This window comes from Sphingobacterium sp. CZ-2, assembly GCF_004526235.1.
GTDB classification, from domain to species: domain Bacteria; phylum Bacteroidota; class Bacteroidia; order Sphingobacteriales; family Sphingobacteriaceae; genus Sphingobacterium; species Sphingobacterium tenebrionis.
In genome coordinates this window covers 3,592,863-3,606,099 of record NZ_CP038159.1, presented here as the reverse complement: position 1 = coordinate 3,606,099, position 13,237 = coordinate 3,592,863, and the positions used below count along the sequence as shown (strand labels likewise).

General features: G+C 45.3%; 13 protein-coding genes. 8 read left to right on the top strand and 5 right to left on the bottom strand.

Annotated elements, in window-relative coordinates; genetic code table 11:
• Positions 1-55: 55 nt before the first annotated feature.
• Together E3D81_RS15730 and E3D81_RS15725 are read right to left on the bottom strand one after the other, a co-directional pair.
• A complete protein-coding gene (locus E3D81_RS15730) occupies positions 56-244 on the bottom strand; it encodes a hypothetical protein (RefSeq protein ID WP_134778146.1) in 189 nt (62 codons plus the stop codon).
• A gap of 1,632 nt (positions 245-1,876) precedes the next feature.
• The gene (locus E3D81_RS15725) at positions 1,877-2,371 is read right to left on the bottom strand and encodes a hypothetical protein (protein WP_134778145.1); all 495 of its coding nucleotides are present in this window, start codon (positions 2,369-2,371) and stop codon (positions 1,877-1,879) included.
• Positions 2,372-2,472: 101 nt separating this feature from the next.
• Here E3D81_RS15725 and E3D81_RS15720 point away from each other — a divergent pair, with 101 nt between their 5' ends.
• The 3 genes from E3D81_RS15720 (at position 2,473) to E3D81_RS15710 (ending at position 4,916) form a co-directional block, all read left to right on the top strand.
• Positions 2,473-2,697 carry a hypothetical protein gene (locus E3D81_RS15720; protein ID WP_134778144.1) on the top strand — a complete coding sequence of 75 codons (225 nt, stop codon included), beginning with the start codon at positions 2,473-2,475 and terminating at the stop codon, positions 2,695-2,697.
• A 14-nt stretch (positions 2,698-2,711) separates the two neighbouring features.
• On the top strand, positions 2,712-3,908 hold the full coding sequence (locus tag E3D81_RS15715) for a GTP-binding protein (RefSeq protein WP_134778143.1): 1,197 nt from the start codon (positions 2,712-2,714) through the stop codon (positions 3,906-3,908).
• Positions 3,909-4,007: 99 nt separating this feature from the next.
• Positions 4,008-4,916, top strand: coding sequence for an NAD(P)/FAD-dependent oxidoreductase (locus tag E3D81_RS15710; protein WP_134778142.1), 909 nt, complete (start codon positions 4,008-4,010; stop codon positions 4,914-4,916).
• Positions 4,917-5,758: 842 nt separating this feature from the next.
• Here the strand turns inward: E3D81_RS15710 and E3D81_RS17310 are convergent.
• The 3 genes from E3D81_RS17310 to E3D81_RS15700 form a co-directional block, all read right to left on the bottom strand.
• Entirely contained in the window at positions 5,759-6,040 is a 282-nt protein-coding gene (locus E3D81_RS17310; protein WP_167554342.1) for a hypothetical protein, read from the bottom strand.
• Positions 6,041-6,051: 11 nt separating this feature from the next.
• Entirely contained in the window at positions 6,052-6,666 is a 615-nt protein-coding gene (locus E3D81_RS15705; RefSeq protein ID WP_134778141.1) for a MauE/DoxX family redox-associated membrane protein, read from the bottom strand.
• Positions 6,667-6,736: 70 nt separating this feature from the next.
• On the bottom strand, positions 6,737-7,357 hold the full coding sequence (locus E3D81_RS15700; protein WP_134778140.1) for a Crp/Fnr family transcriptional regulator: 621 nt from the start codon (positions 7,355-7,357) through the stop codon (positions 6,737-6,739).
• A gap of 187 nt (positions 7,358-7,544) precedes the next feature.
• On the opposite strand from E3D81_RS15700, the gene E3D81_RS15695 reads away from it, so the two are divergent.
• From E3D81_RS15695 to E3D81_RS15675, 5 genes are all read left to right on the top strand, one after another.
• Positions 7,545-7,781 (top strand): hypothetical protein, encoded by a 237-nt coding sequence (locus E3D81_RS15695; protein WP_099365361.1) that lies wholly within the window; start codon positions 7,545-7,547, stop codon positions 7,779-7,781.
• Positions 7,782-7,902: 121 nt separating this feature from the next.
• On the top strand, positions 7,903-8,844 hold the full coding sequence (locus E3D81_RS15690; RefSeq protein ID WP_134778139.1) for a hypothetical protein: 942 nt from the start codon (positions 7,903-7,905) through the stop codon (positions 8,842-8,844).
• A gap of 63 nt (positions 8,845-8,907) precedes the next feature.
• On the top strand, positions 8,908-9,963 hold the full coding sequence (locus tag E3D81_RS15685) for a histidine kinase (protein ID WP_134778138.1): 1,056 nt from the start codon (positions 8,908-8,910) through the stop codon (positions 9,961-9,963).
• A 5-nt stretch (positions 9,964-9,968) separates the two neighbouring features.
• On the top strand, positions 9,969-10,721 hold the full coding sequence (locus E3D81_RS15680) for a LytR/AlgR family response regulator transcription factor (RefSeq protein WP_167554341.1): 753 nt from the start codon (positions 9,969-9,971) through the stop codon (positions 10,719-10,721).
• A 72-nt stretch (positions 10,722-10,793) separates the two neighbouring features.
• The gene (locus E3D81_RS15675; protein WP_134778136.1) at positions 10,794-11,969 is read left to right on the top strand and encodes a hypothetical protein; all 1,176 of its coding nucleotides are present in this window, start codon (positions 10,794-10,796) and stop codon (positions 11,967-11,969) included.
• Positions 11,970-13,237 lie beyond the last annotated feature (1,268 nt).

Sequence of the window (13,237 nt, the reverse complement as noted above, 5' to 3'; positions counted from 1 at the left end):
AATTCAGTACTATATTTCATCTTACCTGAATGTACAGCAGGGACCCAAAGATGGCTCACGGGATCTTTTTGTTGTTCATCAGGAACCAACTGGCATTCCTATACCGATCCAGTTCCTTTTTCAGTAGTTCTGGCCATTTTTCCAGAGATGAAATAATAAGTTCTTCACCATCACTGTATTTCCTTTTTGATCTGGCCAGTAACTGTAGCTGGTCAAGTTCGGTCTGTTCGGGATATTTTTCCATCGTCTCGCATAATATTGGGGACCCCCATATTTCCTTTCAGATCTCTGTATGTGCCCCCGGGTTTCCATGATAATAGATATGGTCAAAAATATCAAAAAATATCACGGAACGTAAGTCATCTACTGATCATAAGAACTCTGGGAATGCTGGTTAGAGGGCGCTGGCTCCAACCAATTCATGGGATATTTTTTTCATGACACTGCGTTTCAGATTTTTATCGGTATATTTGTCTACGTTTATTATGGTAACTTGAACAAAGTTTACTATCCATCCCACCCTCTTCAATGAGGGTGGGATTTGTTCTAAATATGGGCCTCCGGATCTGGGCCAGGCCGTGTGTCTATCGATCGGGAATCCCTAAGCTCAATTCGATCCTTAAAACCCTGTGGAAATCCTACCATCACCAGCTCTTATTCATCAAGTGCGGAGATTAGGGTTGATTTGACCGAAATCTTTTATATATTTGGGTGTTTGTCAGAACACCCTTGATGCGCATAAGCTCAAGGTAAGCAAAATGCAAAGGTAAAATTTGATTAGGATAGTACCTTCGGGTACTATCTTTTTTTGGTAAGTTTCATAAAATCACTAGTATATTAATTGATCGGTCCCCGCTTATATTTTGGCGGGGATTGTTCATTTGGACCAGGTGAAACGGGGACTCCCTGGTTTAATCCAGGATATTTAACGGAGATCCCATCCAAGGCTGACAGATAGCATACATAAGGGGCGGGAACGGGCTTTGAAATCAAAGGTCTTTGGTCAATTTTCCTGGCTCCTGTTCGTGCAGTGCACGCTGGGGACAGTGAAAGGCACCATATCTGGAACCCGCAAAATCCCTTATTTAATGAAATGGAACCATTTCTAGAATCAGGTCCAGCTGTAGTTTGGCTGTATTTACCGTATTGTATCTAAATATGCATTGGTAAAATTTTCGGCCAGGTCGAAGTGCTCATTCGGCTCAGTTCCATCACATGTGGGATATTATCCCAATCTTGTCCATATATTCCTTGACATTTATCACCGCCGCACCATCTATCGGTTTAAGGACCCAGGAAAAGAAGTTTGATATCTTACAAAAACATTCAATTTGGGCAAACCGATTGCACCACCCCTCCTGAAGCTGGTACAGGTCATTTCCATCAGTAACAATTCCAATCTCCACATAATAATTTGAAAGTGGGAAACAACAGAAGTATTCGGGCCGACATCCTAGTGGGTTGGTCAGGTCGCATGAAATGCCATTCCTCAAGGATTGATGAGGTTCTTCTTTTCAATTGGAAAACCGCATTCAAGGCCATTTCTTGACTGGGTATGGCTGCCAATGGACAGATTTTTAAGGTAGTCCCAAACGATCTACGATGAACTTGTGGCTGTCTGTTAGGGACTGTTTACTTTGGTGGGTTCTGCATCAGCACCCTAGAATGCCCGAATGGTCCTGATGAATGGTAAGCATAGCGATCCGGATAGGATACCAATTGATAGAGGTGGAGACATACCTGGATCGATCGCCCAACTTGGAACGGATTTCGACCATTAACCTTCAAAATATCCAGGTCTACAAAAAGGGATAGGTGGTCCGTCGTTTCAATACACGTTTTCGGGAGCGCATTTACCTATTGGGAGGGAATTGGGTTAATTAGTGACGATTGAGGCCTTTTCTATCCAGATTTCCACTCGTTTTCTGTCCATTCCGTTAAGGACCGTTTTTCCCCTTATCAGTATGGGTCTGTCGGAAGCCCTTACCTTTTTCCCTCCGGATAGTGTCACTTCTACCATGGCGGGTATCCCGTCCTGTCCACAGAACATACATTGATCGATAGGGAGAACGGACAGCAGGAACCTATTGTGCCTGAAGCCGGGTTTAATCGGGACGACATATCCTTGTAATGCTACCATTTTGCCATCCATGGCCTCTAGCCTCGGAGGAAAATGAGGTGCATAGACATTTTTGCCCTTTTCGGTAGTCACCCTGTACATCAGCAGATCGAACGTTTCCCAAACGCTGTTCATCATAGGTACATGGTCGGTAAGATGCTTGGCTTCGTTTATATTCTGCTGGGCGGAAGCCGTTGGGACCACCGTAATCAAACAGACCAATAAAATACTTCTAAGTGATAATCCTGTCATATCCTGATGATTGGTAGTTTTCAAATATATAAAAAAAATCAATATCGCAACAATGTTGCATTTAATAAAATTTATGATTACTTTTGGACAAAGACATATATATGAGTGCTATACCCAAAAGTTTTGAAGAGTGGAGGTTCTGCATCGAGCAGAGATGTGGTATCCCGCTGACACTGGAATTTGCGGAGGAACGCCTGTCCATTTATATGGATGAAAATCTCCCGGAGACACAGCGTTTTGTGAAACTGTATGGTGGGGGTCACCTTTGCAACATTAGGGAATGGCTTTCCCGGGCCATTTCAGAGAAACGAAAGCCGGAAATCTAATTAAATATTATACCATGAATAAGAAACTACCTGTAACCGTGTTGAGCGGCTTTTTGGGGGCTGGGAAGACCACACTATTGAACCATGTTCTGCATAATAAGGAAAATCTGCGGGTCGCTGTAATCGTCAACGATATGAGTGAGGTCAATATCGATGCGCGGACGGTGGAGCGGGAAGAGGTGTTATCGCGTACGGAAGAAAAACTTGTCGAGATGAGCAACGGCTGTATCTGCTGTACACTCCGTGAAGATCTGATGGTAGAGGTGGAGCGTTTGGCCAAAGAGGACAGATTTGACTACCTGCTGATAGAGAGTACCGGTATCTCCGAACCGATCCCGGTTGCACAGACGTTTAGCTATGTGGACCAGAACAATGGAATTGATCTTTCATCCTTTAGCTATATCGATACGATGGTGACCGTGGTGGACTGCTATAACTTTTTCAATGACTTTGGCAGTGCTGAGACACTGAGCGACAGGTATCTGACGGATGACGATCTGGATAATAGAACCATTGTCAACCTATTGACCGATCAGATCGAGTTTGCCAATGTGATCATCCTCAACAAATCCGATCTGGTGTCCGAAGAAACATTGGGTATCCTTGAAGCCGCGATCCATAAACTAAACCCGGGTGCAAGAACTGTCCGTGCCCAATTTGGCAAAATTGATCCGAATGATATCATAGGTACGGGATCATTCGATTTCGATGTAGCCTCATCATCCGCCGGCTGGATCAAAGAGCTGGAAACTGAACATACTCCCGAAACAGAAGAATATGGGATTTCTTCTTTTGTATTCCATTCGCAGAGACCATTCCATCCCCAACGTTGGCACAACTATCTTAATGTAGGTTACCCGCACAACATGATCCGGGCAAAGGGACTGTTCTGGCTGGCCTCACGTCCAGATGCAGCGATCAGCTTCAGTCAGGCCGGAGGAAGCCTGCGTCTTGAAAATGCGGGTTCGTGGTGGAGCAGTATGCCCGAAGGAATGCGCTATCAGTATCCAGGATATGCCGATATACGTAATGACCTTTTGAAACGTTGGCACCCGGAGTGGGAGGATCGCAAAAACGAACTGGTGTTCATCGGCCAGAACCTTGATAAAGAAAAGTGCCTATCAGAACTTGAAGCCTGTCTTCTCACAGAAGATGAAGCCGATGACTGGAGATTTACCTCGTGGAAGGATGAATTCCCAAAGAACCTCTAATCACTTTCGTCGCTATAAAAAGACGGGACTGGATCATTAAAGCTGGGTTTGGAGATGCCATTTGGAAGCTCCCCTGAAGATTATTCAAAAAAGTATGCTATGAAGGAAAAAACGAATTTTGATGTTATTATTATCGGTGGCAGCTATGCCGGACTGTCTGCCGCGATGTCCTTGGGCCGCTCGCTCCGTGAGGTGCTGATCGTTGACAGTGGTCTTCCCTGTAATCGGTATACACCACATTCACACAATTTCATTACGCACGACGGTGCCGTACCCGGGGATATCGCAGCGAAAGCTAAAAGCCAGGTCCTGGAGTACAGGACAGTGTCCTATCACCAGGATATTGCTCTGAGCGGACAAAAAATCAATACCGGATATCAGATCAATACCCGGTCCGGTAAAACATTTCAGGCAAAAAAACTCATCTTCGCAACGGGTGTAAGGGATATCTTTCCGGCCATTAAAGGTTTTGAAGAGTCTTGGGGGAAATCGTTAATCCACTGTCCGTACTGCCACGGTTACGAGGTTAAGGGGCAGAAGACCGCTATTCTGGCCAATGGAGAAAGGGCCATACATGTAGGTGGTCTTGTTGACAACCTGACCAAGGATCTTACGGTTATAACGAGAGGGAAAGCAGATTTTTCGGAAGAACAATGGAAATCGTTGGAAAGAAACAGGATCCGGGTCATCGAACGGGATGTGGTCGAGGTTATGCACCACAACGGTCAGATAAAAGCAGTACTATTTGATGATGGCACGCATGAAAATTATGATGCGGTCTATGCGGCCATTCCCTTTGAACAGCATTGTGATATTCCGGTATCCCTTGGCTGCGAACTGACCCAGGCGGGACATCTGAAAGTCGATCAGTTCCATCAGACCACCGTTGGCGGAATTTTTGCTGCGGGGGACTGTACCTCAATGTTCCGATCTGTGGCAAATGCCGTTTCTACCGGTAATATAGCAGGTGCAATGGTCAACCACCAGCTTGTTCAGGATAGCTTTTAACCACTGGTACGAATTAACTGTCCATCCCTTCGGTCAAGGGGTATAGGCCCTTATTCCCCCGATTCCGGGAAATAATTGCCGGCCCCAGCCGGAGCGTTCAGGGGACATGATCGGGTGCTGCAACGGTAGGCTATGGTTGGCTGGAAATCGATGGAACAAGACGCCCGTTGGACCGCGGTCCCGGGGAAACTATGGATTATGACCTGGAGACCTATATTGAACCGATACAAAAAACCTCTACAGAGGGGATTGGGATTACCACCCAGGTAGAGCACAGGATGAAACTGCTCTATGGGTTTCGGGAAGCTTTCTGGTATTTGTCGACAGTGTCTCCCTAAACGTCAAAACTTTCCTTGTCAAGAAGATATATCCAGCCAGGTTCCTACCCATCTTTGGTCGGTTAATCGGACTATCCATCAACCTCTTTTTTATGTAAAGAACTTTGGATAGTTCCCAACTTGTACAAAAAATCCAATTCCCAGGCTTAAACAAATATAGTTCCTCCTTTTAGGAAACCCAGGTGAAGCTCCTGCATACGTCCAAGAATTTGCTATTTGGGTTTTACATGATAACCACGCAATGGGATAACCTCATATGCTGTGTGCAATCCAATCCATTTCATCAAGATTCCCGGAATCCTGATCGCCAACACAGTTAGGGAGGTTTTTGGATTCAGGGAGTTCTTACCTTAGGAACGTAGCCTACAAGTCTCCTGACGGAAAGTTAGAATTTCAAGATGTGTAAGGAGTAAGTTAAAGCTTGAACTATCCTTTGAAAGCCGGGGGGACCAAATAAGGTGGCCATCAATGGACGGCCACCTCCGTTATGCTTAGCTCCTGATATTACGGAAGCTCATAACTTCCCCTGTCGGATAGGGGTGTTCCTGAGTTCTGCTCCGGTGTCTCTGTTTCCGTGGGCGGGGCTTCAAACCGGAACTTGCATACCTTGCTAGGATCCGGTTTACAGGTGTGGAGACCATCTACTGGTATCCACTGGTTGGTTGAATAGTCGTAGCCATAATCCATTGTGGGAGAATTAGAGTACGCACTAGCGGTAATTGCAGCCGCTGCGAGCAAGGTTCCGCCGAGTATCCTTTGGGAACCTCTTGATAGTTTACTGTTCATGATATGATTGTTTAAAGTTTAACTTTTCTTTTACTTTCCATGGCTAGGGCAGAAATTCCCAATCCGACCAATACCAGATTGAATATCAGGTGTTCAGTCCAGTTCAATGATCCAATAAGGCCAGAACAGCTGCACTGTGAATGGTGCATCCCGGTCACCATCATGATGGTGATATATATGGTGAAGGTCCCCATCAGCACTACTGAACACCATAACCCGATCCTTTCATATCTGCCAAAAGCGAACAGCAGAATGGAAGAAAGGCATAATTCAAGGATCGGTAGTGCCGGAGCTATCACCGGGGCGATGCCCCTCACAATTGGAACGCCCTTCAACTGGGTCCTGAATTCTTCCAGACCAAGCAGTTTATCCATGCCCGAATAAAGATAGATTAGGCCATAGACGGATCTGGCAATATTGAAGATCAACCGATCACTTACGGAGTATCCTCTTCCAAGATTTCCCTTTACTGGGTGGGGCGATCCGATATCTGCATTGCTGCATAATGGATCATTCTGCCCTGGCACATCCAAACCGCCTTGCAGTTGGTGTCCCGATGACTTTCCGATATCCCCTTGCGGGGATTGGAAGACCGCCGATTTTCTGTTGTGGATCTTTCTTTCCATGAGTATCAACTGTTTTTGACAAATTTACCGACCGATTTGGAACGGGGATGGAAGGTCTGGGCATGCCGAATTATCTGTTTTGCCCATTGAATAGTAGAAACCGCTGCATTTTCTGCACGGTATCCCTTGATATTCCCAGAAGATCGGCCTGCTCCCTTTGTGTGGTAAGTTTCCGAAGTTCCGGAAAAAGGCGGTCGAACAACAGGTACCTTTCCGATGGGGAGGTGGATTCTTTGACGGTCAACATCTTGGCCAACGCCCTGGAGTTGTTGTTTGAGAGAATGTTGACCAGGCATGCCGTATTGGGGTCCTGTTCTAATCCCTGACGTATTTTTTTATTGCCAATCACAAGTATCAAGGATTTCCTAAGGGCGACAATATCCCCCATGATGCATGTGGTACTGTAGGGATGTATGGTAGTGGAGATGGACTGGTACTGTCCAGCGATCAGAACTAGCCTCCTGCGGCCCTTCCAGCTACCTTCCTTTTCCCGGGCCAGAAGTCCGTTCATGACCAGTCCGGTTATTTTAAGGTTCGAACCTTCATGGAAGAGGTATTCTCCCCGTTTCAGGTTCAGGATTTCAAAGGATTCCATGGCCCATTGGAGATGGTAGTCTTCCAAGTGGCAATGTTTTGTCCAGAATTCCATCAGATCTAGGAAAACTTTTGGGGCCTTCAAATTTCGGTTCATTTCAAATTGGGGCTAACTGCTGGGGAAACTGCTGGCTCATGTGCCTGTTCCCCGCCCGGACATACGGTTACAAAAGTGATTTTTTTTGTCCACCTACCATCTATGTTTCCTCCGAACGCACATATTCCATGGATAAAAAGCAGTTTGCATTTGTTAAATCCGACAACCGGCATTATATATATTTTATATGAAGATTGGGCAGAGATGGTTTGCACATATCGCCTGTAAGGGACAAATTTGGGTAGATCGATTCAAAGCCTTCTTGGCCGGAAGCCGTAAATCCGATGCGAGATCGGATACATTGTTAAACAAAAACCGGACATACTATGGATTTATCAGCATTGGTCTCCCTAATAGAAGTCCTTTCAGAAACTCCAGTTTCAGTCGAGGGAATGAAGGATCTATTTTCAGGGGACTCATCTGAGAGGAAATGCAACATTGTGTTTCCGTTTTAACTGACCCAAAGGTGCGCATTTACCTTTGCGCACCTTACCTGGAAAACCATTTACGGATCCATGGCTTGCCCTGAAGCTTTGATTGACCATATGTTATTAACCAATAAGACCTTCTCTTTTCCGCTGGAGGAGAGAAGCTGGCGGGAATTCGCCTACTTTTCTGCCAATGTGTGCCATATATTCGGGCCAAAAAATTTTAAGGATGCATTTTCATTGTTCGAAAGGGCAATTGTGTTCTCGCAGATTCAATCAACCCACCATTTCCAGAAAAAACAGGAAATCGAACTCGACTCTAAGGGGGCAGGGCAGGATCCTGAACTGTTTGTCACCTTCCATTATGGCAAGTACAGGATGCTCCCTCTGCTCCTGATTACCTCTGGCAGATCGGTGGCGGTGGTAATCTCGGAGGAAGTATATGAAAAGTATTCGCGATTCTATTCTGGATGGATGCAGACTGAGAATGGTGGACCGAGGCTTTTTCTTGAAAGGGCCGAGAACCCATTCCTGGGTCTGCGAATTAGAGGGCACCTTGAGCGGGGAGTAGATATTTTTGTATACGCTGACGGGAATTCGGGTTCGAAAGGTTCAATTGTTCCCGATGGACTAAGGGACCAGCAGCTCCTGATGGGATCAATCGGTATAAGGAGCGGATTCATGGAACTGGCACACCTGCTTTCTATAAGGACCCGATTCGTGCTGGAAACCTCAGCCAGCGTAGACGCTGAACCCTATTTGCAGGTCATCGAACGGTTTGACCCAAAAGAATTCAGGGATAGGTCGGATTTCGTCGATACAAGTATACGGAGGATATATGCCCGTTTTTCTGAATATCTGAAGGATTCACCAGTGAACTGGGAATCCCTTTTCTACCTCCATCAATCAAGGCCTATACTGTCCGATAAAAACATCTGGAGTCCTGAACACAGGGTCATGCCCCTCTACTTCCCAAATATACTGGACAGGTTCAGTTATAGGGTTCATCAGGTCGATTCCCAGACCCATTTTGGACTTTGTAAATTACTTTTGGACTGAAGCGACGGATTTCGTATTTTAAGGGCAGCAAGATATGCCCACATCCAACAAAGGACCCGAGCCATGAGGAACCAGAGGAATTATTTGATCAAATTGCACGTGATCAGTTGGATGGTCTACGCCCTGCTGTTCTATGCCATCAACAAGTTGGGCAACCAGGACCTTTCCTTCTGGACCGTTCTGGTGTCACTCCCTTTCTTTGCGTTCGTATTCTACGGCGTGAGGACCATTCTAAAGAGGTGGATAGGAACAGGCAAAATCTTGGCAGGGATCTGCCTTCTTGGAGGGTTCCTGGTGATATGCGGGCTTTTGGTCTATCTGATGACCTATGGCTGGCAACAGAAAGGGATCGTATACGGTAAATATGTCGTTCAGGGAAAGGATTTCGATCTCCGGGAGTTTATCCAGACCTGCCTTATCATGTTGGGACATTTCACTTTTCTGGCAATCCTTGATTTCCTGAATTCCAAAAGAATGAACGAAATTGCAGAGAAAATCGAGCAGATGGAGATGAGGTTCAGGGAAGAGACACTCCGTAAGGACTATGAATACCATGGTCAGGCTGAACAGATCCCATCACATTTTCTGCTTAACGTATTCCAGATGTGGGAAAGCCAGTTGGGGACGGCAAATTCGCAGATCGGATCCCAGCTCACCCAGATGTACCAGCTGGTGGAATATTTCATGGGTTCTGGAAGTGTGGACGGGGGACGGGAAATCCTGTTGAGCAAAGAGATAGAAATGGCAAGGAAATACCTGTCGCTCCAGATGCTGATCTCCTCCAGAAAGCCACAGATGGAATGGAAAGTCTCGGGGAACACCAAGGGAGTGGTCATACCACCAACTACCCTTCTTGGTCTGGTGATGAACATATTCAAGCATGGATCGGCTTATGATCCCCTGCACCCGGCAGTTATCGAGGTGGATGTGCAGAGGGATTCCTACAGGATTCTGGCAAGGAACAAATGCAATCCTTCAGGTCATGGCCTGATCAGCCATGGGCTTGGCCTTGTTCATATGAGGAACCGTTTGGATACACTGTTCAAGGACCGCTGCCAGTTGAAGATCGAAAGGGACCAGGATATTTTCCTGGTCGACATCTTAGTAAGGTTAATCTAGGCATTATGATGAGAAAACTGTATACCATCCTGGTCGATGATCAGGAAGTATTTCTGGAAAAAATGAGATCGGAATTCAAAAAGATAGAATTCGTGGAATTAGCAGGTAGCTTCACCAACCCTATGCATGCACTGCGGTTCCTGCGGGTGAACCCGGTTGACCTTATCATTCTGGACGTCGAAATGGAAGGCATTAACGGATTCGAGTTCATGGATGCCTCCCCGAAAAGGGAGGTCCTTACGATTCTGTGCACCGCCCACCAGAGGTTCGAGGAACTGGGGTACGACAAGCGTGTGGTCGATGTCCTTTTCAAGCCTGTTGAACCCTTTCGCCTTAAGGTCGCACTTCAGCGTGCCCTTGATGCCCTTAATTTCACGAACCACCGAATGGACAATCAGTGGAATGAAATCGAGGACAACTATGACTACTTCCACCTGAGTGGCCCCGGAAAGGGCCAACGGGTAAGGGTGTTCCACCGGGACATCGTCTATCTTACCGCGGTGGATGGAATGGTGGAGATCACTACCATTAACAGGCACAGTATCCATATGTCCTATAGATCCATGAAGGATATCATAGGGGGTACATCACAGGGACTTTTCCTACGGTGTTCCAGGAAATATGCTTTCAATGTTAATTTTTTTCATTCCTATCGTGACCATAAGGTCTACCTGAACCATACCGAAGAACCATTGGATCTGGGAAAGATCAGATTATCTTCGGAGTTCAAGACATTTCTTGATACGAATAAAATTTAGAATTAGGGTCAGTAAAACTTTGCCGCCTTCTCAGAAGGATAAATCATAGGTTCGGTCTATTTTATCACTAAGATGGAAAACCCGACTTATAAACAGATTTATTTTTTCAAAAATCTACTTGAACTGATCATCGTATGGAGAGCAGAAAAATTTCCTCCGCCAGATCTACCTGATAGGACCGGACTGTTCAAACAAATGCAGGAATATTGCGGAGAGTTCCAAAAATCGCTCGAGGAAGAGCTGCTGGGACCAGTGGAATCAATGGAACAGAAGAAGAAGCTGATGGACATGTATGTCCAATTGCAGCAGATACTCAGCGGAGGGTGGGTTCTTTTGGAAATGAAGTCCCCCCAAAGTGAAGCGGATTTGGTCTTACAGGCTGTGGTGGGCCATGTTTCTGAAATGATGAACTCCATTCTGGAAAAGCTGGAATGTCCGATCCCCGGATCGTCCAAGTATCCGGACCTTGCGGATGATAGGGAGCATATTGCGGATCTCTTTGAAAAAACAAAACCTTTCTGGACAGGGGACCTCCACATGGGGCTCATGGGGGAAAGGATCAAGGAGTACATAATTGGTACTGATCTGAGGTTCTTTCCAAGTAAGGATGCAGGGCAGTATTTTTTAAAGGTGCTCAGCTCGGTTGGCGGCTGGGACTGGTCGGAGGATCTGGCCCACCCATTTTCGCCAAGTGGAAGATTCCTATTCTACATGAACTATAACTCCAAGGCATTTATGGACGATCTAGTTCGTTGTATCCAGCATAAGGTCTCCGAGCAGCCCACATGGGATGCCAAGTTCGTGGTACTCTTGGATTGCCGAAAAAAAATGCTGCAGATGCACTTCCGAAAAGATGCCGTCCTCAATCCCGCCTATCAGGGGGTCCGGGAATATCTAGAGAGCTGGTTCGAGGCAGAGATCTTCTATTTGGAAAATGCAGGGGTATTGGTGGAAGGGAATAAGCCAAGAACAGTGAGGACAGAGGTAAATCCAGCAAATAAGTTGATGTGCAACCTATCGGCCGACCAACTCTCGATCCTTCTAAGGGCAATGGATGAGATCCGCCTGGTAGAGGCAAGGTCCCTCAGCCAGGTCTATAGGATGATCCTGCCGTATCTCTCTACAAAGAACCGAAAACACCTGTCCGCTGATTCCCTACGGGTAAAGTCCTATCAGGTTGAACGATCGGATAGGGAGCAGGTATTGGAGGTTCTGGATCGGATCGCATCGAAGGTCAGCGCCCTTTGATCTTGGCGCCATCCAAATGGAAGCATAAATTTTATTGGATTGAATAATGGTCCGTAATAAATTCAGGACGGGTCATTAGTTCTAAAAATTATCCTTCTATGGTCGTTGTATCGTCCAAACCTAATTCCTTTCTTTCCATAGATCTGCGATTATCCGTTAAAGGCCTCCGTAAAGGATAACAAAGCACCGCAATTGGAAAAAATAAAGATATAAAATGCCGGTGGTGAAAAGGAAGGTGGATCCTATTTATTGCTAGATGTGCCATATCCGCATCGTACCCAATCCTGGCCTAAGTAATCGGATGAAAAGTGAGGAAAAAATACAGTACCAACCTGGTCCAAAGTGTTTTAGGTACACCATCTGGGACTGGTGTACCTAAAACCATAATAGTTTTTATTATGGCAGATTCCTGTGACTCCTTGCACCTTTTCGATCAATGCCCATGATGGTACAGTACTGTTATCATTCTTCTAATCCAAAAAAATAGGTTTCTATCCTAAGTTCATTCGAATCAGGCTTTCCCAAAGAATGATGAAATTGGAATACAGTTTCAATCCTGATGCCTAAACCTACATTCTGTACGAACAGCAGTAGGACATAAAGGATGCTGACCATAACCACTCCGGGGGTAGATAATTAATATGGTGATCCAAAAGGACATTGAAAATGCGCTTGGCATGAATTTATATCCTGTGAGGTTCTGATCCTTAGATATCGTATTATAAAAAATCCTTGCCAAAATAAACTGGCAAGGATACTAAAACAATTATTATTAGGGATTTAATTTAGCAATCAAAAAATGGGCAGTACCAGAAAGTACCACCCTTACAAGTTATACCTAATCATTTACCAGACCTGATATTTTATCAACCAATAGCCTGATGAACATTTAAATCTAATTAATTTTTTTAGCTATTACAAGCTAATGACGAGGAGTTGTGGCATGTCTGGCAAATGTATATCAACACAGCACCGGATGCTATAAACTTTGATTCGTAGACCATTCCAACAATAGAAAAAGGGGTAACATTTTTAAGTGCTACCCTATTCACATTTACCTAAGTAATCCACCAGAATCAATTTCGATTATTTAATAAATCTGAGAATCATTCAAATATATTGAATATTCCATAAAAAACAATCCCTGTCGGAAAGGGGCCAACAGGGAAAATTAAATTAGATGTGAGAATGCCATTACTGTATAAAGGTAATCGAAACCTCGTGGAAACGAATATTCCTATCCGTTAATTTTTGTATAAGGAATTGTT

Coding starts and splice junctions, on each gene's coding strand:
- E3D81_RS15675 (WP_134778136.1), top strand. CDS start 10,794: ATGGAAAACCCGACTTATAAACAGATTTATTTTTTCAAAAATCTACTT.
- E3D81_RS15715 (WP_134778143.1), top strand. CDS start 2,712: ATGAATAAGAAACTACCTGTAACCGTGTTGAGCGGCTTTTTGGGGGCT.
- E3D81_RS15700 (WP_134778140.1), bottom strand. CDS start 7,357: ATGAACCGAAATTTGAAGGCCCCAAAAGTTTTCCTAGATCTGATGGAA.
- E3D81_RS15685 (WP_134778138.1), top strand. CDS start 8,908: ATGAGGAACCAGAGGAATTATTTGATCAAATTGCACGTGATCAGTTGG.
- E3D81_RS15695 (WP_099365361.1), top strand. CDS start 7,545: ATGAAGATTGGGCAGAGATGGTTTGCACATATCGCCTGTAAGGGACAA.
- E3D81_RS17310 (WP_167554342.1), bottom strand. CDS start 6,040: ATGAACAGTAAACTATCAAGAGGTTCCCAAAGGATACTCGGCGGAACC.
- E3D81_RS15705 (WP_134778141.1), bottom strand. CDS start 6,666: ATGGAAAGAAAGATCCACAACAGAAAATCGGCGGTCTTCCAATCCCCG.
- E3D81_RS15720 (WP_134778144.1), top strand. CDS start 2,473: ATGAGTGCTATACCCAAAAGTTTTGAAGAGTGGAGGTTCTGCATCGAG.
- E3D81_RS15725 (WP_134778145.1), bottom strand. CDS start 2,371: ATGACAGGATTATCACTTAGAAGTATTTTATTGGTCTGTTTGATTACG.
- E3D81_RS15730 (WP_134778146.1), bottom strand. CDS start 244: ATGGAAAAATATCCCGAACAGACCGAACTTGACCAGCTACAGTTACTG.
- E3D81_RS15690 (WP_134778139.1), top strand. CDS start 7,903: ATGTTATTAACCAATAAGACCTTCTCTTTTCCGCTGGAGGAGAGAAGC.
- E3D81_RS15710 (WP_134778142.1), top strand. CDS start 4,008: ATGAAGGAAAAAACGAATTTTGATGTTATTATTATCGGTGGCAGCTAT.
- E3D81_RS15680 (WP_167554341.1), top strand. CDS start 9,969: ATGATGAGAAAACTGTATACCATCCTGGTCGATGATCAGGAAGTATTT.